The 17,075-nt window shown below is 52.3% G+C and carries 16 protein-coding genes; all 16 read right to left on the bottom strand.

Features of this window, described 5'->3' with window-relative positions:
- Positions 1–199 precede the first annotated feature (199 nt).
- Entirely contained in the window at positions 200–1,390 is a 1,191-nt protein-coding gene (gene ftsZ, locus HMPREF2726_RS10580) for a cell division protein FtsZ (protein ID WP_003757229.1), read from the bottom strand.
- A gap of 223 nt (positions 1,391–1,613) precedes the next feature.
- Positions 1,614–2,858 (bottom strand): cell division protein FtsA, encoded by a 1,245-nt coding sequence (gene ftsA, locus HMPREF2726_RS10575; protein WP_003779891.1) that lies wholly within the window; start codon positions 2,856–2,858, stop codon positions 1,614–1,616.
- Between the two features lie 80 nt (positions 2,859–2,938).
- The gene (locus HMPREF2726_RS10570) at positions 2,939–3,664 is read right to left on the bottom strand and encodes a cell division protein FtsQ/DivIB (protein WP_070603338.1); all 726 of its coding nucleotides are present in this window, start codon (positions 3,662–3,664) and stop codon (positions 2,939–2,941) included.
- Positions 3,654–4,568: a D-alanine--D-alanine ligase gene (locus HMPREF2726_RS10565; RefSeq protein ID WP_070603336.1), complete on the bottom strand. Its 915-nt coding sequence runs from the start codon at positions 4,566–4,568 to the stop codon at positions 3,654–3,656. The genes HMPREF2726_RS10570 and HMPREF2726_RS10565 overlap by 11 nt, the downstream gene beginning before the upstream one ends.
- A gap of 149 nt (positions 4,569–4,717) precedes the next feature.
- Positions 4,718–6,127: a UDP-N-acetylmuramate--L-alanine ligase gene (murC, locus tag HMPREF2726_RS10560; protein ID WP_070603335.1), complete on the bottom strand. Its 1,410-nt coding sequence runs from the start codon at positions 6,125–6,127 to the stop codon at positions 4,718–4,720.
- Positions 6,128–6,381: 254 nt separating this feature from the next.
- A complete protein-coding gene (locus HMPREF2726_RS10555; protein WP_070603333.1) occupies positions 6,382–7,209 on the bottom strand; it encodes a class I SAM-dependent methyltransferase in 828 nt (275 codons plus the stop codon).
- Between the two features lie 134 nt (positions 7,210–7,343).
- Positions 7,344–8,411: an undecaprenyldiphospho-muramoylpentapeptide beta-N-acetylglucosaminyltransferase gene (gene murG / locus HMPREF2726_RS10550; protein WP_070603332.1), complete on the bottom strand. Its 1,068-nt coding sequence runs from the start codon at positions 8,409–8,411 to the stop codon at positions 7,344–7,346.
- Positions 8,412–8,414: 3 nt separating this feature from the next.
- Entirely contained in the window at positions 8,415–9,677 is a 1,263-nt protein-coding gene (locus tag HMPREF2726_RS10545) for an FtsW/RodA/SpoVE family cell cycle protein (RefSeq protein WP_070603330.1), read from the bottom strand.
- Positions 9,678–9,999: 322 nt separating this feature from the next.
- The gene (locus HMPREF2726_RS10540) at positions 10,000–11,496 is read right to left on the bottom strand and encodes an amidase (RefSeq protein WP_070603329.1); all 1,497 of its coding nucleotides are present in this window, start codon (positions 11,494–11,496) and stop codon (positions 10,000–10,002) included.
- A gap of 203 nt (positions 11,497–11,699) precedes the next feature.
- Positions 11,700–12,296 carry a L,D-transpeptidase family protein gene (locus HMPREF2726_RS10535; protein ID WP_070603327.1) on the bottom strand — a complete coding sequence of 199 codons (597 nt, stop codon included), beginning with the start codon at positions 12,294–12,296 and terminating at the stop codon, positions 11,700–11,702.
- Between the two features lie 13 nt (positions 12,297–12,309).
- On the bottom strand, positions 12,310–13,647 hold the full coding sequence (murD, locus tag HMPREF2726_RS10530) for a UDP-N-acetylmuramoyl-L-alanine--D-glutamate ligase (RefSeq protein ID WP_070603326.1): 1,338 nt from the start codon (positions 13,645–13,647) through the stop codon (positions 12,310–12,312).
- A gap of 43 nt (positions 13,648–13,690) precedes the next feature.
- Complete coding sequence (locus HMPREF2726_RS10525) at positions 13,691–14,290, bottom strand: tetratricopeptide repeat protein (RefSeq protein ID WP_070603324.1); 600 nt, start codon at positions 14,288–14,290, stop codon at positions 13,691–13,693.
- 71 nt (positions 14,291–14,361) lie between these two features.
- On the bottom strand, positions 14,362–15,393 hold the full coding sequence (locus HMPREF2726_RS10520) for an SEL1-like repeat protein (RefSeq protein WP_070603322.1): 1,032 nt from the start codon (positions 15,391–15,393) through the stop codon (positions 14,362–14,364).
- 83 nt (positions 15,394–15,476) lie between these two features.
- Positions 15,477–16,280, bottom strand: a complete 804-nt coding sequence (locus tag HMPREF2726_RS10515; RefSeq protein ID WP_070603321.1) for a tetratricopeptide repeat protein — start codon at positions 16,278–16,280, stop codon at positions 15,477–15,479.
- A 69-nt stretch (positions 16,281–16,349) separates the two neighbouring features.
- Positions 16,350–16,478: an SEL1-like repeat protein gene (locus tag HMPREF2726_RS14490; protein WP_246827890.1), complete on the bottom strand. Its 129-nt coding sequence runs from the start codon at positions 16,476–16,478 to the stop codon at positions 16,350–16,352.
- Positions 16,479–16,488: 10 nt separating this feature from the next.
- Positions 16,489–17,075: tetratricopeptide repeat protein (locus HMPREF2726_RS10510; protein ID WP_210399698.1), on the bottom strand; the 587-nt coding region annotated here is incomplete at its 5' end.

Genomic DNA, 17,075 nt, shown 5'->3' with positions numbered 1-17,075 from the left:
CCTTGTCTCATTTTTATTTTAATCCACTATAAAACCCAAAGCTGAGTCTTAACAATAGATTTTTATTCACATAGGAATAATATCAAAGGATACCAACCCACTCTCTCTTTGATTCCCTCTAAAATTACACCCTATCTCTACATTGCACAGATACAAATATAGAAACGAAAAAGCCTGCTTAAAGCAGGCTTTTTATCGATTATTTATCAGGATTGTGCTGACGGCGCAAAATCGCAGGAATTTCAAAATCATCTAAAACAGACTGATTGCCGAAATCTGCCGCAGTCAGATTCATGGAGCGAATACCGCGGTTGGTTCTTACCAGGCTTTCTACACTACCCGGTTGTTGAACATGGGAATCATCAACTCCGCTAACCAGTTTTTGTGCGCGGACAGCCGCACGCATTTGGTTTTCGCTGCCGTTCTCTTTCAAACCGGTCGCAATAATGGTTACGCGGATAGCGTCTTCGCCCATGTTGTCATCTTCGGCAGTACCGTATTTGCATTCTGCTTCAGGATGCGCATTCTCGTTAACCACTTTCATGATTTCACGATATTCGGACATTTTCAGGCAATCCGGAGCGGTAGTGATATTGACCAATACGCCGCGCGCGCCATCCAGAGTCACATTATCCAGCAACGGGCTGGAAATCGCTTGTTCGGTTGCCAAACGGGCGCGGTCGATGCCTTGGGAAAAACCGGAACCCATCATGGCGATACCTTTGATGCCCATTACGTTTTTAACGTCGGCGAAGTCAAGGTTGATGAAACCGGGACGGGTAACCACTTCGGAAATACCGGCTACGGCATCACGCAGGACGTTGTCCGCCGCACGGAACGCTTCACGCATGGTCACGTCTTCACCCAATGCGGTCATCAGTTTGTCGTTCGGGATGATAATCAATGAATCGACTTGACCTTTAAGCTGCTCCAAACCTTCTTGGGCAATGTGTACGCGTTTGCCTTCGTAGCCGAACGGACGGGTAACGACTGCAACGGTCAGGATACCCATTTCTTTGGCAATCTCGGCAACCACAGGAGCCGCACCGGTACCGGTACCGCCACCCATACCGGTGGTGATGAACAACATATTCGCGCCGCGAATAGCATCTTCGATGGCTTCGCGATCTTCTTGTGCTGCAGCACGGCCGATTTCAGGATTGGCACCCGCACCCAAACCACGGGTCAGATTAGTACCCAATTGGATGCGCTTGGCTGCGTTATTTTTACCCAAAGATTGTGCATCAGTATTGGCACTAATAAATTCAACACCTTGGATGGTGTTGGCAATCATGTTGTTAATAGCGTTGCAACCGCCGCCACCCAAGCCGATTACTTTGATGACCGCAGGGCTTGCGGCTGATTCAGCTACGTCGTAAACAAATTCCATTCAAATACTCCTGCGCGCCCTGCATCGAGGACGGTCCAAAAATTTAGATATTACCCGTATTATATAAGAAGTATTCCGACGCTGGCAAAATACTTCTTATTCATTCACCATTACCGTTATTTTTTTACTACATTTTTTAACGAAAGCACACAAGTTTTTAATTATTGCGATTGGAACTATTCCGACGGCAATTCATTTTCCCTGTAAGCAAGTAACGGAACAATCAGAAATTGTCTTTAACAAATTTCATCAATCTTGCCCACAGACTGATTTTTTCAGCCTGATCATGAACTACGATAGCGCCGGTCACCGGTGCGCCGTCTTCTTCTCCCCTTGCCGCCTGCAAAAGACCGATGGCGGTTGAATAGCGCGGATTGCGGATGCGTTCGGATACGCCGCCCATTTCTTGAGGTACGCCGATACGTGCAGGCAAGGCGAATACTTCTTCGGCAAGCTCAACGATGCCGGTCAGCATAGATGCGCCGCCAGTCAGAACGATGCCTGATGTGAGCACTTCTTCAGGGAAGCCGGAACGGCGCAATTCGTTAAGGGTCAACTCTAAGATTTCTTCGACGCGAGGACCGATGACGCTTGCCAAAACGCGGCGGGAAATCTGACGGGGTTGACGGTCGCCGACGCTGGGAACTTCGACCATTTCGTCCAAGCCGTCCATATCGGGAATCGCTACGCCGTAGTGGATTTTGATGTATTCGGCAGCGCTGTGTGGGGTGCGCAGTGCTTGTGCCAAATCTTTAGTAATCAAATCGCCCGCCACGGGAATCACGGCAGTATGGCGGATGGCGCCGTTGGTATAAACGGCAATATCGGTCGTACCGCCGCCGATGTCGATAACACACACGCCCAAATCTTTTTCGTCTTCAGTCAAAACAGCCTGACCGCTCGCCAAAGGCTGAAGCATGATTTGATCCATTTGCAAACCGCAACGATGGATACATTTTTGGATGTTTTGCAGGGCGGTATTGGCACCGGTAATGATATGTACGCGGGTATCGAGACGGACGCCGCTCATACCGATAGGCTCTTTGACGCCGGGCTGGTTGTCGATGATGTATTCTTGCACCACGGTATGCAGGATATTGTGATCCGGCGGAATATTGATGGCTTTGGCGGTTTCGATGGCACGGTCGATGTCGGCTTGCGAAACTTCGCCGTCTTTGATTTTGACAACCCCTTGCGAATTCAAGCTGCGGATATGGTTACCCGCGATACCGGTCGTAACGTGGCTGATTTTGGTGTCCGCCATCAATTCGGCTTCATTGACTGCCTGCTGAATGGCTTGGGCCGTCGCGTCAATGTTGGTTACCATGCCTGCTTTAAGGCCGCGAGACGGTGCCTGTCCGAGTCCGACGATGTGGATTTCGTTGTCGTCTTGTACTTCGCCAATCAGGGCGATGACTTTGGATGTGCCGATATCGAGGGCACTGATATATTTACCTTGTTGTTCCATTATATTTGCTCGTTATTTCGCTGGAGTTATAACTATTTGTCTGTATTGGCAATAGTTTGCTTCACGCCGTTTGCTTGGCTTTAGTCGTCTGAAACACTTTCAGACGGCATCTCTGATGTGTAACGCACGGAAAATCCGTCTTTATACCGCATATCAACGTAGGATAACCGATTTTGATTTTTACGCAACAGCGTCGGCCAAATTTCGGCGAAAAGTTGTAAGCGTTTGATTTCGTTTTCCCTTCCCAGCCTGACGGTAATCCCGTTGTCCAAGACCACCAACCAGGCGGAGCGCGGCGTATAAATCAGTTCTTTAATCGCCAGATTTTGCCGGCGGAGGATGCCGGAAAATTCTTCGTAGTGTTTGACCATGTCTTTGCCCGTACCCGGTTGTCCTTCAAAGATTGGCAGCTTGGCTTTGAGCTGGGCGTCAAACACATTGCCTTTGGAATCGACCAAACCGCCGCTGCGCCAATGAGCGACAGGCACGCGCTCGGTCAAATGGATTTCGACGGTATCAGGAAAGCGGCGGCGCACCATGGCGGAATCCACCCACGGCAGCTTTTGAAAGGCTGCCTGAATACCGTCCAAATCGGCACGGAAAATATTGCTGTGCGTGTGCTGTTGAGCGGCACGCTGAAGTTCCTTCCCGTCCGAATAGGTCAGCTTGCCCTGTATGGACACTTGTTTGACGGGAAAATGATTGGAGTTGTATAGCCAGGCTATGCAGGTGCCGATGAGCAGCAATGCCATCAGCAGCAACAGCCAGCGGGTCAGCCGACCCAGTGCGCTTGCGTCATCCCACATGTGCGGTTTTCAGAATTTCAATGCATAAATCGGCAAAATCCACGCCGGTATGGGCGGCGGATTTCGGTACTAAACTGTGGCTCGTCATGCCGGGCAGCGTGTTGATTTCCAAGAGGTACAGCTTACCGTCGGTATCTTTGAGGAAATCGACGCGCACGCAGCCCTCTGCCCCGATTGCCTGCGCCCCGCGGACTGCCAGGGAGCGCATCAGGTTTTCTTCAGCCTCGCTCAAGTCTTCGGACGGACATTGATAAACAGTGTCGTCGCGGTTGTACTTGGCTTCGTAGTCGTAAAACTCGGTCGCGGGGATGATGTGTATGCTGGGCAGGCCTTTGCCGTTCAAGACGGGGCAGGAATATTCGCCGCCGCCAATAAATCGCTCGGCAATGATTTCGCCTTGAAGGTGTTTCAATTCTTCGTAAACGCTTTTCAGACGACCTTTTTCTTTCACTTTCACAACGCCGACGCTGCTGCCCTCCGCTGCCGGTTTGACGAACATGGGCAAGCCGAGTTGCTGTTCGACGGCATCGAAATCGGAATCTTCGTGCAAAACGGTAAACTCGGGAACGGGCAACCCCAAGGCTTGCCAAATCAGTTTGCAGCGGTATTTGTCCATGCCGATGGCTGAAGCGGCAACACCGCTGCCGGTATAAGGAATGCCCAACAATTCCAACGCGCCCTGAACGGCACCGTCTTCGCCGTAAGTACCGTGGAGGATATTGAAAGCAGTTTGGAAACCTTGGGTTTTCAATTCCGCCAAGGGCGTTTCTTTAGGATTGAAGGCGTGTGCGTCTATGCCTTTGCTTTTTAAGGCATTCAAAATGGCGGCACCGCTATCCAGCGAAATTTCGCGTTCGCTGGAAAAGCCGCCCATCAATACGGCTACTTTGCCAAAATTCTGCATTGTTTTTGTTCTTTCTTGATTACTTCATTTTTTGATACAGGTCGTCTGAAAACGAATCGGGTTTTCAGACGACCTTAATCTTGCTTCCCCACCCGATGGAACATCGCTTCATCGGGCGGCTATCGCGGCATCACGATAAAATTTCCGCCTCAGGCTTTTTTCGACAGCTCCAGCATCGCGGCAGGAACGCGGTTGATGCTGCCCGCACCCATATTCAACACGATGTCGCCGTCCTGTAAAACGTTCAACAACATTTCAGGCAAGTCGGCGACGTTTTCGCAGTAAATCGGCTCGAGTTTGCCCAATACGCGGATGGCGCGGGCAAGGGCGCGGGAGTCGGCGGCAGCAATAGGCTCTTCACCGGCGGCATAAACTTCGGTCAACACCAGCGCGTCAACGGTATTGAGGACTTTGGTGAAGTCTTCGAACAAATCGCGTGTGCGGGTATATCGGTGCGGCTGGAAGGCGAGTACCAAACGTTTTTCCGGATACGCGCCGCGTGCGGCGGATAGGGTCGCTGCCATTTCGACGGGATGGTGTCCGTAATCGTCCACCAACAGCGCGGTTCCGCCGTTGGGCAGCTTGATGCCGCCGTATTTTTGGAAGCGGCGGCCGACACCTTCGAAACCGAGTAAGCCGCGCTGAATCGCTTCGACGGATGCACCAACCTCCAGCGCCACGCCGATGGCTGCCAAAGCATTGAGGACGTTGTGTCTGCCGGGCATGTTCAACACGACTTCAAACGGCGCCTGCTCATGTCCTTTCATTTGGACATGAACGGTAAACTTCATTTGCGCGCCGACGCTTTCGATGTCGGTCGCGTAAATATCGGCGGCATCGTCCAAGCCGTAAGTGGCGTATGGCTTGCTCACTTTGGGTAAAATCGCGCGGACGTGTTCGCTGTCGATACACAAAAATGCTTTACCGTAGAACGGCATACGGTGGATAAAATCGACAAACGCCTGATGCAGTTTTTCGACGCTGTGTCCGTAAGTATCCATGTGGTCTTCGTCGATATTGGTGACGACGGACATAATCGGAGTCAGATGTAGGAAGGACGCATCGGACTCATCGGCTTCGGCGACGATGTATTCGCCTTTGCCCAAGCGGGCGTTGGTACCTGCAGCATTGAGTTTACCGCCGATAACGAAAGTGGGGTCGAGACCTGCCGCGCCGAGGATGGACGCCGTCAGGCTGGTGGTCGTGGTTTTGCCGTGCGTACCGGCAATGGCGATGCCGTCGCGGAAGCGCATCAGTTCCGCCAGCATCAGGGCGCGCGGAATGACGGGGATTTGCTGCTCCAGCGCAGCGACGACTTCGGGATTGTCTTTTTTGACGGCGGTAGAGGTAACGACGACATCCGCGCCGTTGACGTGTTCGGCGGTATGACCGGGATAAACTTGAATACCCAAGCTGCTCAAATGCTCGGTAACCGCATTTCTCGCCTGATCCGAACCGGAAACTTTAAAGCCCAAATTGTGCAAGACTTCGGCGATACCGCTCATGCCGACGCCGCCGATACCGACAAAATGGATGTTGGTGACTCGATTTTTCATCATGATGTTGCGTTCCGGTGGATTTTCGATGCGTAAAGGCGTTATTTTAAAGGGCTATCCGCTTCTGCGCCATAGTTTTCTTGTAAATTAAAGATGTTTCGGCATACAGGATTTCACATTGGTGGCAATATGGGTAAAAATGAAGTTGGGTTCGGCGGCGAATTACCCATTTTTAAACTCGACTTCAGCCACCAAAATACCAGCAAAAACATAATATAAGGTCGTCTGAAAACCGTTTTCAGACGACCTCGCGCATCTCAACTTGACGGCACTTGTATCCTCATCAAGCGCATATCTAATTTGCGCCTCCCCCATGCGGTCGCATACACAAGGCGCAAGAGCCACGGATAACGCGGTTTGCAGACGCTGCTCAAGCCCGCTTCTTCGATGATTTCCACGCCCGGCATCAGCCGTCGGATGTCGTCCGTTCCGCTTATCGCCCAGCAGAACTCGGGCGGTTTGTCCATTTTACCGAGCGCGTCGTGGCGTTTGCTTTGTCCGATGTAGGCTTTGGGAATGGTATCGAAGGCAAGTTGGGCGTGCGGCAGACGGCGCGCAACCTGTTTGAAAAAGTCCTGCACCTGCACTTCTTCGAAATACATCAACACGCCTTCGATCACGAGCAACACGGGTTTGCCGTGCGCGGCGACGGTGTTCATCCACGCTTCGTCGAACATGGACGCGCCCAGATAATGATTGTCCGACTCGGGCAGCAGCATACGCCGCACTTCAATCACTTCCGGCAAATCCAAATCATACCAAGCGGTAATGCGCGGTCTGCCCAAACGTTCGTAACGCGCATCCAGCCCCGCGCCGATTTGCACGACGACGGCATCGGGATGTTCGGCGATAAAGTGCCGAGTCATATCGTCCAACAGCTTCGCCCGCCCGCAACAGCCGACCTGCGATGCTTTGGCTTTGGCAAACTTGCCGAAGTCGTAGTCAATCTTGTCCAACATCCGCACGGCTTCGTCATCACGCAAAAGCGGCTGCGCCCTACCCTGCTCTACGGCCTTTGCCCACAGGGGAATCAGCATGGTACTGGACAGTGCGGAAACGGTTTCGGGAGAGATTTTTGCAGACATGGCAGCCTCCAATGAGAGAAATTCCTATTTACATCATACTCCCGCACAATACGGCTGCCAAGTTGCAAAAAGGTCGTCTGAAACCGATTTCTTGGTTTTCAGACGACCTCTGTTTCGTTTATCGCATTATGTCATCATGCCGTACACGCGATGGCGGCTTCCGCCACATCGTCCGCGCTGTGCGGCAGTGCCAATGTGCGGGCGTTTTCCGCCCATTTGAGGCATTTTTCACGGTTTAAGCCGCCGAGAATTTCGGCAAGTTTTTCCGCTGTCAACTGGGTTTGCGGCAACAGCAGGCCCGCCTCCGCCTGCACCATAAAACGCGCGTTGGCGGTTTGGTGGTCATCAACTGCATAAGGATACGGCACCAGCAGCGCACCCAGCCCCGCCGCCGTCAACTCGGCAATCGTCAGCGCGCCGGCACGGCAAATCACCAAATCGGCATCGCGGTAGGCGGACACCATGTCGGTAATAAATTCCACGCATTCGGCTTTTACGCCCAGCGCGTCGTAATCCGCCTGCAAGCTGCCCAGTTTGTCGCGGCCCGATTGGTGATACATCTGCGGACGCACATCTTCGGGCAGCAAAGCCAATGCCTGCGGAACGGTTTTGTTCAAAACGTCTGCGCCCAAACTGCCGCCGACCACTAGGATTTTCAGACGGCCTTCGCGCTCTGCAAAACGTTCGGCAGGCGCGGGCAGGTTGGCAATATCGGCGCGGACGGGGTTGCCGACCAAGCCGCCTTCGTGGCTGAACGCTTTCGGAAAAGCGTATAACACCCGCTTCGCCCAGCGCGACAGTTGGCGGTTGGACAAACCAGCCACGGCGTTTTGCTCGTGAATCACAATCGGCACGCCGCACAGCTTCGCCGCCAAGCCGCCGGGGAAGGTAACGAAACCGCCGAAACCGATGACGCACTCGACGCGGTGTTTCCGGATAATCCGCTGCGCTTCGCGGACGGTTTTATACAAAGTAAACGGCAGCATCAGCTTGCGTTTGATGCCGTTGCCGCGCACGCCTTTAATCGCCAGCGTTTCGAGCAGGATGTCGTATTGCGGCACGATGCGTTCTTCCATCGAGCCTTCGCTGCCCAGCCAAATCACATGATGGCCGCGCGCGCGCAATGAATCCGCCACCGCCAGCGCAGGGAAAATATGGCCGCCGGTACCGCCCGCCATCAGCATGAAAGTTTTACCGCCCATGATTTACTCCACTTGGTAACCGCGCATTTTTTTGCGGTTTTCATAATCGATACGCAACAATAAGGTAACGCACACCAGCATAACGGCAACCGCCGAACCGCCGTAAGACATCAACGGCAAAGTCAGGCCTTTGGTGGGCAGGATACCGATGTTGACGCCGATATTGAAGAAACTTTGAATACCTATCCAAATACCGATGCCGTTGGCGACATACGCACTGAACATCAGCCCTGAATCACGCGCCTGTTTGCCGATGGAGAACGCGCGCATCACCAGCCAGCCGTAGCAGAACACCAAAATACACATCCCGACAAACCCGAATTCTTCGCCGATAACGGCAAAGATAAAGTCGGTATGCGCCTCAGGCAGGTAGAAGCGTTTTTCCAAACTCGCGCCCAAGCCCTGACCGAACCATTCGCCGCGCGCAATCGCCATCAACGAATGCGTCAACTGATAACCTTTGCCCAAAGGGTCGCCCCAAGGGTCTAAGAATGCCGACACGCGCGCCATACGGTAAGGTGCCGCCAAAATCATCATACCCATGCCTCCCAGTACACTCAGTACCAAGACGGCAAAATATTTCCACGGGAAACCCGCCAAAAACAGCATACCCATCGTAATCGACACAATCACGACAAACGAGCCGAAGTCAGGTTGCGCCATCACAAAAACCAAACCCAGCGCAATCATCACGATAGGCAGCAGGATGTTTTTAAACTTCTTCAGCTTCTGCCAAGTTTTCTGACGCGCTTCCTTGCTGAACGGACACAGGAAAGCATTGAACAAACCGACAAACAGCGGTTTCAAACCCAAAGAGTCCATACTGCGCAACACTTCCTCGCGGCGCGTAAACAGGCTGGACAAATACAAAACCGTCGCCAGCTTAAACAACTCGGTCGGCTGAAGATTGACCGGTCCGATATGAATCCAACGCGTCGCCCCGTTGATTTCACGGCCGACAAACAACACGACCACCAGCAAAATCGCGGAAAAAGCAAAATAAAACGGAATGATTTTCCGCCAAAAACTCATGCTCAACAGCGACAGCCCGAGGCAGCCCAATACGCTCGCGCCGACAAACATCGCCTGCTTGCTGACAAAAGAAAACTGATTGCCGCCTTCGGACGCGGCATAGGCAATCGACGCAGAATAAATCATCACCAGGCTGAAGGCGGTCATCAAAACGACCATCCACAACAGTGACACATCGAATTTCCGACCGTCCAAAGAAATCGGGCGGTCGAGAAGTTTGGAAAGACTAATCATGAAAAACATCCGTATGCGGGCAGACGGAAAAATCCGCCCCGAAACAACCAGAACAAAGCGTTTCAGACGACCCTCCGCCTAATCGGGACATCGAAGGTCGTCTGAAAAAATATCGAAAATCAGAAAAACGTCATTCTAAAGGTTTCTTGCCAAAGCAACAATTCAGATTCTTTAAAGACAGTCGGATTCCGGCGTTTTGTGCGCCCTCCCCTACCCATCACACACGCAAAAAAGGTCGTCTGAAAACGCCTTGACGTTTTCAGACGACCTTATCTCAATCTTTTCCTCAGGCAAACAGACCGCTTTTTATCCAATGCAAACCCTAAGCCACCTGCGGTATTTCCGCCCACGGCTGTATCTGTTCCAACTGCGCGGCGAGGCGGAGCAGCGTGTCTTCGCGTCCGTGTGCGGCGGCGAACTGGGTGCCGACGGGCAGACCGTTATGCCGGTAAAGCGGCACGCTCATGGCGGGGTTGCCGCTCATGTTCAGCGGCGACGTATAGCCGACGTATTGCAGCGCGGCGGTGGCTTCTTTTTCTAAAAACGGGTTGTTTTTCAACAGAAAACCCAAACGCAGCGTACCAAACAGCAGGCGCATGGCTTTTTGTGCGGCGGGCGGCGGCATCATCTCACCGATTTTCGGCGTGGTGCGCGGGCAGACGGGCGTCATTAACACGTCGTAGCGTGTGAAAAATGCTTTGGCGGCACGTTCCTGCGCCAGCATCACGTCGCGCGCCCATGCCATTTCACCCGCGCTGATTTGCCGCCCCTGCACAATCATTGCCCACGTTGTCGGCTCAAGCAGGCGGTGCGGCAGTTTTTGTCCGGTTTCGTATTGATATTGGTAGAACAGTTTTGCCGTTTCACCCATGACGATGATGCGGGCGGCGCGGTTGAGCTGTTCGGGCGGTGCAAAATCGGGCGTGGCTTCTTCCAATTCGTGTCCCGCGTTTTGCATCAGTTTCAAACTATGGGCAAACGCGGCTTCCGTACCTTCGTCGTTGCCGCCGCCAAACCATGTCTGCTTCCAAAAAGCGATTTTCAGACGACCTGTTTCTTGTTTCAGGCTGTCTGCAAAGCCGTTTTCGGGCGGCGGCGGGCAGGCATACAGGGCGCGGGCTTGGGTTTGGGCGGCGATGTCCAGCAAAACCGCGCTGTCGCGCACGCTGCGGGTCAAAACATGGTCGCATACCAAGCCTTGCCATGCCTCCGATGCGTTCGGCGCGTAACTGCTGCGACCGCGCGTGGGTTTCAACCCGAACACGCCGCAGTTGTGCGCGGGTAAGCGGATGGAGCCGCCGCCGTCGCTGCCGTGCGCTGCGGGTACGACGCCCGAAGCCACTGCCGCCGCAGCACCGCCGCTGCTGCCGCCCGCGGTGTAATCCAAATGCCACGGATTGCGCGTGATGCCGTAAATTTCGGTTTCGGTAACGGCATATGCGCCCCATTCGGGCGTGGTGGTTTTGCCGAACACGCGCAGCCCCGCATCGAGATAGGCCTGGGTCAAATCGCTGTTTTGCTTGGCAATGTAATGCTGCATCATACGCGAACCCGACCATGTCGGCGCGCCTTCCCAATCCGCCAGCAGGTCTTTGAGCAAAAACGGCACGCCCGCCAGCGGCGTATCGGCATTTTCAGACGACCCCTGCCATGCCGCCGCGCGTTCGCGCAAATCGTGCGCCAACAGATTGAGCTTGGGATTGACTTCGTCCAAGCGGTTTAAAGCAGCCTGCAACACTTCATCGGCGGACACTTCTTTTTTGCGGATCAGCTCTGCCAAACCGACGGCATCGTAACGGATGTAGTCTTGAAAATTCATGGGTTTTCCTTTCGGATTGATGAACACACGTTTTTTCGGTCAGGCATGGCTGCCCGCCGCCTCGCCGTTTGCCCGCATAGGCAAACTTTAAGAAACAGTAACACGGGTTAAAGGAAAAGAACAAGTTTGCCGCTGCTGCAAAAAGGTCGTCTGAAACCGCCTTGACGTTTTCAGACGACCTTTGAGGCAATGGCGCACAAGGCTTACGGCAGAATCTCAATTTCCGCGTTGTGTTTCACGCTGCGGTAGAGTTCGTCGATTTCCTCGTCCGTTACCGCGATGCAGCCGTCGGTCCAGTCCCTTTGCAGATGCTTTTTGCCGATAGAACCCCAGCCGTTTTTGATGCCGTGGATTTTAATCAGCCCGCCCGGGCTTTTGCCTTGTGCCGCCGCGTAGGCTTTGTCGGCGTCGTTAGGATAGGAAACGCCGAGGTTTTTGTGGTACGCGCTGTTGGGATTGCGATCGTTGATGCGGTATTTCCCTTCGGGCGTTTTGCCGTCGCCTTCAAAGTGTTTATGCCCGACGGGCTGCTTGCCCAGCGCAATGGGATAGGTTTTCAGCAACTTGCCTTTCGAGTACGCCGACATGGTGCGCTTGCTTTTATGCACGACCAATCTGTCGATAACGGCATCTTCAGGCAGCGGCGTTTCGATCGGCGCTGAAACGGCGGGTTCTCCTGCGTGTTCTCCTGATGTTGCAACGGTCGGCTCGGGACTGCTTGGCATGGAATACCAAACCACTCCGGCAGCGACTGCCAAAAGCAAAACCGCCGCCAAACTGATTTTCAACCCTCTTTTCATGTTTCAGACGACCTCACAAAGCCTTAAACGCCTCGATAAACACTTCCGAACGGTGTGCATAGCCTTTAAACATATCGAAGCTCGCACAAGCAGGGCTGAGCAACACGATATCGCCCGCTTCGGCTTGGGCGTATGCCGTCTGAACTGCTTCTTCCAAAGTGGCGCAGTCGGTCAGGTTCAAGCCGCAGCCATCCAAATCGCGACGGATTTGCGGCGCATCGACACCGATCAGGAACACGCCTTTTGCCTTGCCGGCAAGCGCGGTACGCAGGGGCGTGAAGTCCTGCCCTTTGCCCATGCCGCCCAAAATTACGAAGAGCGGATTTTGCAAACCGGCAATCGCGGCGGCGGTCGCGCCGACGTTCGTGCCTTTGCTGTCGTCGATAAACACCACGCCGTTTTTCTCGCCGATTTTTTCCACGCGGTGCGGCAGGCCTTGGAAAGTTTTGACGTGTTCGAGCAATGCTTCGCGCGGCAAACCGACGGCTTCGCATAAGGCGACAGCAGCCATAACGTTGGCGGCATTGTGCAGACCTTGCAGCGGGATGTCTTGCGTGGCAATCAAATCTTCATTGCCTTGTTTCAGACGACCCGTCTCGCGTTCCAGCCAAAAATCGGTCTCGTGTTCCAACGAAAACCATTTCACCTCGCGCCCGGCACGCTTCATGGCGCGGCAGAACACGTCGTCTGAATTTAAAACCTGCACGCCATCGCCACGGAAAATCTTGGCTTTGGTATGCGCATAGTCGAGCAAATCGTCGTAGCGGTCGAGATGGTCTTCGGAAATGTTCAGCACCGTCGCCGCAGTCGGGCGCAGGCTTTCGGTGTTTTCCAGTTGGAAGCTGGAAAGCTCCAACACCCACACGTCCGCCTTTTTGCCTTCGCGCTGCAATTCCGCCTCCAAAACCGGCGTGCCGATATTGCCCGCAATGACGGTATCCAGCCCGCACTTGATGCAGAGATAGCCGACCAGGCTCGTTACCGTGGTTTTGCCGTTGCTGCCGGTAATCGCAATCACCTTGTCGCCGCGACGGTTCACAATGTCCGCCAGCAATTCGATGTCGCCCAACACGCGCCCGCCGTTTTGCTTGAACGCCTCAATATCCGGCTGACGCTCGCTGATACCGGGACTGAGCGCCAAAATATCGAAACCGTTGTCCAGCGCATCTTTCAGACGACCCGTATAAAACACCAGCCCGTCAAACATCTTACCGATTTGCGACACGCGCTCCGGTTTCAGCTCCGCATCATACGCAGCCACCTCCGCGCCGTTTTTGCGCAGGTAGGCAATCATGGAAATACCCGTGCCGCCGAGTCCAGCGACGAGGATTTTTTTGTTTTGGAAAGTCATTTTGGTTTTGTCCTAAATATTCAGACGACCTTGGGATAAGAATTCAATATCCTTGCTGATTTAATTCTCGGTAAGCATCGCAACCTAACTGTTTTCCGTTATCACAAGCCTTACCAAACCACTCTTTGGCAACTTTTCGATTTGTAGAGACACCTTGTCCTTCTTCATACATCACACCCAAATTATATTGAGCTTCTGCCTGTCCCTGTTCTGCTGCCTTGCGATACCACTGCACTGCCTGTGCATCGTCTTGACGAACTCCTCGCCCTTGAACATACATCCCACCCAAATTATATTGGGCTACCGCAAGCCCTTGTTCTGCTGCCTTACGAAACCACCCTGCTGCCTCCGCATAGTCCTGACGTACGCCTTGTCCATTGGCATACATCAACCCCAAATCAGATTGTGCTCGGGCATCCCCCTGTTCCGCTGCTTTACGATACCACTTGAGCGCTTCGGCATAGTCTTGGCGTACACCCTCTCCGTCGGCATACATCACACCTAAAATGTATTGGGCAGGAACATAACCTTGTTCCGCCACCCACAAAATTTTCTGTAAGTCAGGAACATCATCTGCCCAAACTGCTTGCCCTATGCCAAAAGCCAGCAAAGCAACCATCATTTTTTTCAGTAAGGTGTTCATCTCAAAATCCTTTTTTACTCAGAATATTTTTGGGGTTGCCTATGTACTTCAGACGACCTTTGAATAAGAATTCAATATCCTTGCTGATTCAATTTTCGATAAGCATCGCAACCTAGTTGCAGTCCGTTATCACAAGCCTTACCAAACCACTCTTTGGCGATCTTATAGTTCTGACGAACACCTTGCCCATTGTCGTACATCACACCCAAATTATATTGGGCTTCCGCAATCCCTTGTTCTGCAGCCTTACGATACCACTGCTCTGCCTGTACAAGGTTTTGAAGGACTCCTTTCCCATTGGCATACATCCCACCCAAATTATATTGGGCTTTGGCATGCCCTTGTCCCGCCGCTTTGCGATACCACTGCACTGCCTGTGCATTGTCCTGACGGACTCCCTGTCCGTTGGTATACATCACACCCAAATTATATTGGGCTGGAGCATCCCCTTGTTCTGCCGCCTTGCGATACCACTGCACCGCCTGTGCATGATCTTGACGAACTCCTTCACCTTTGTCATACATCACACCCAAATTATATTGGGCTTTAGCATATCCTTGTTCTGCCGCCTTGCGATACCATTGCACTGCCTGTGTATCATCTTGACGAACTCCTTTACCTTTTACATACGCCACACCCAAATTATATTGGGCATCGGCCAATCCTTGTTCTGCCGCCTTGCGATACCACTGCACCGCCTGTGCATCATCTTGACGGATGCCTTGCCCTTCTGCATACATTACACCCAAATTATATTGGGCTGCTGCAAGTCCCTGTTCTGCCGCCTTACGATACCACTGCACTGCCTGTGCATGATCTTGACGGACGCTTTTCCCTTGAACATACCTCGCACCCAAATTATATTGGGCTTCGGCAACCCCTTGTTCTGCTGCCTTGCGATACCACTGCACTGCCTGCGTATCATCTTGACGAACTCCTTGCCCTTGAGCATACATCACACCCAAATTATATTGGGCAGCTGCAAATCCTTGTTCTGCAGCTTGAAGCGTTTTCTTAAAATCCGGCACATTATCAGCCCAAGCTGCTTGCCCTATGCCAAAAGCTAGTAAGGCGATCATCATTTTTTTCAATAAGGTGTTCATCTTCAAATCCTTTTTTATTCAGAATGTTTTTGGGATTGTCTATGTGTTTCAGACGACCTTTGGGAAAGGTTTCATTATCCTACTTAATCCAATGTACGGTAAGCGTCACAACTTTGCTGATCTCCATTGGTACAAGCCTTGCCAAGCCATTCTTTGGCAATTGTATAATTTTGGGGGACGCCTCGACCAAACGCGTACATAAGCGCCAAATTATGTTGGGCATAGGCATCCCCTTGTTCCGCAGCCTTGCGAAACCACCCCGCTGCCTGTGCATAGTCTTGGCGGACGCCTCGTCCTGTTTCATACATTAAACCCAAATTAAATTGGGCGGTAGCCGTCCCTTGTTCCGCTGCTTTGAGAAACCATTCCACTGCCCGTGCATAGTCTTGACGAACACCTTGTCCTTTTTCATACATTACACCCAAATTATTTTGGGCCGGAGCATACCCTTGTTTTGCCGACTTGTGATACCACTCCATTGCCTGTAAGTAATCTTGACGGACTCCTTGCCCATTAGCATACATTGCACCCAAATTATTTTGAGCAGAGAGATGCCCTTGTTCCGCAGCCTTGCGATACCATTCTGCCGCCTGTGCGTAGTCTTGATGGTTACTGGAGTCGTTGGCATACAGCAATCCCAAATTATATTGGGCTGCGGCAGCCCCTTGTTCTGCCGCCTTACGATACCACTTCATTGCCTGTGTATAGTCTTGATGGACACCCAGCCCTTTTTCATACATTACACCCAAATTATTTTGAGCTTTCACATTTCCCCGTTCCGCCGCTTGAAGGGTTCCCCTAAAATCAGGAACATCTTCCGCCCAAGCTGCTTGCCCTATGCCCAAAGCCAGTAAGGCAAGCATCATTTTTTTCAATAAGGTGTTCATCTCAAAATCCTTTTTTATTCAGAATGTTTTTGGGTTTGTCTATGTGTTTCAGACGACCTTGAGAAAGGTTTAATGTCCTTCGTTATTCAACTGTCGGTAGTCATTGCAACCATCTTGTAATCCATTATCACAGGCCTTCTTGTACCACTCTTTGGCAACTTTTCGATTTTTGGGGATGCCTTGCCCCTCTTCATACATCTTACCCAACCTATTTTTTTTGTACTGGTGGAAACTCCTGTTCTACTGCTTTGCGATACCATCGCATCGCCTCTGGAAACTCCTGTTCTACTGCCTTGATATACCATCGCACCGCCTCTGCATCGTCTTGACGAACACCTTGCCCTTTGTAATACATCACACTCAAATTATTTTGCGCACCTGCATGTCCCTGTTCCGCAGCCTTGCGATACCATTTCACCGCCTGAACATAGTCTTGACTCACACCTTGTCCTTGTTCATATGCCAGGCCTAGATTATATTGGGCTTCTGCAAGCCCTTGCTCTGCTGCTTTGCGATACCACTGGACTGCCTGTGTATAGTCTTGACGAACTCCTTGCCCTTCGTCATACATGAAACCTAAATTATGTTGAGCTTCTGCTAATCCCTGTTCTGCCGCCTTACGATACCACTGTACTGCCTTTGTATAGCCTTGACGGACGCCTCGCCCATTGTCATGCATCACACCCAAATTATTTTGCGCACCTGCATGTCCCTGTTCTGCTGCCTTGCGATACCATCTCACCGCCTGAACATAGTCTTGGCTCACACCTTGTCCTTGTTCATATGCCAGGCCTA

This window comes from Neisseria sp. HMSC074B07 (assembly GCF_001810355.1).
Classification (GTDB): domain Bacteria; phylum Pseudomonadota; class Gammaproteobacteria; order Burkholderiales; family Neisseriaceae; genus Neisseria.
The sequence above is the reverse complement of the archived record's forward strand: the minus strand, read 5'-3'. Positions and strand labels throughout refer to the sequence as shown.

What these genes read in the sequence shown, in the direction of transcription:
- ftsZ (WP_003757229.1), bottom strand. Translation starts at nt 1,390, where the DNA reads ATGGAATTTGTTTACGACGTAGCTGAATCAGCCGCAAGCCCTGCGGTC.
- ftsA (WP_003779891.1), bottom strand. Translation starts at nt 2,858, where the DNA reads ATGGAACAACAAGGTAAATATATCAGTGCCCTCGATATCGGCACATCC.
- HMPREF2726_RS10570 (WP_070603338.1), bottom strand. Translation starts at nt 3,664, where the DNA reads ATGTGGGATGACGCAAGCGCACTGGGTCGGCTGACCCGCTGGCTGTTG.
- HMPREF2726_RS10565 (WP_070603336.1), bottom strand. Translation starts at nt 4,568, where the DNA reads ATGCAGAATTTTGGCAAAGTAGCCGTATTGATGGGCGGCTTTTCCAGC.
- murC (WP_070603335.1), bottom strand. Translation starts at nt 6,127, where the DNA reads ATGATGAAAAATCGAGTCACCAACATCCATTTTGTCGGTATCGGCGGC.
- HMPREF2726_RS10555 (WP_070603333.1), bottom strand. Translation starts at nt 7,209, where the DNA reads ATGTCTGCAAAAATCTCTCCCGAAACCGTTTCCGCACTGTCCAGTACC.
- murG (WP_070603332.1), bottom strand. Translation starts at nt 8,411, where the DNA reads ATGGGCGGTAAAACTTTCATGCTGATGGCGGGCGGTACCGGCGGCCAT.
- HMPREF2726_RS10545 (WP_070603330.1), bottom strand. Translation starts at nt 9,677, where the DNA reads ATGATTAGTCTTTCCAAACTTCTCGACCGCCCGATTTCTTTGGACGGT.
- HMPREF2726_RS10540 (WP_070603329.1), bottom strand. Translation starts at nt 11,496, where the DNA reads ATGAATTTTCAAGACTACATCCGTTACGATGCCGTCGGTTTGGCAGAG.
- HMPREF2726_RS10535 (WP_070603327.1), bottom strand. Translation starts at nt 12,296, where the DNA reads ATGAAAAGAGGGTTGAAAATCAGTTTGGCGGCGGTTTTGCTTTTGGCA.
- murD (WP_070603326.1), bottom strand. Translation starts at nt 13,647, where the DNA reads ATGACTTTCCAAAACAAAAAAATCCTCGTCGCTGGACTCGGCGGCACG.
- HMPREF2726_RS10525 (WP_070603324.1), bottom strand. Translation starts at nt 14,290, where the DNA reads ATGAACACCTTACTGAAAAAAATGATGGTTGCTTTGCTGGCTTTTGGC.
- HMPREF2726_RS10520 (WP_070603322.1), bottom strand. Translation starts at nt 15,393, where the DNA reads ATGAACACCTTATTGAAAAAAATGATGATCGCCTTACTAGCTTTTGGC.
- HMPREF2726_RS10515 (WP_070603321.1), bottom strand. Translation starts at nt 16,280, where the DNA reads ATGAACACCTTATTGAAAAAAATGATGCTTGCCTTACTGGCTTTGGGC.
- HMPREF2726_RS14490 (WP_246827890.1), bottom strand. Translation starts at nt 16,478, where the DNA reads ATGTATGAAGAGGGGCAAGGCATCCCCAAAAATCGAAAAGTTGCCAAA.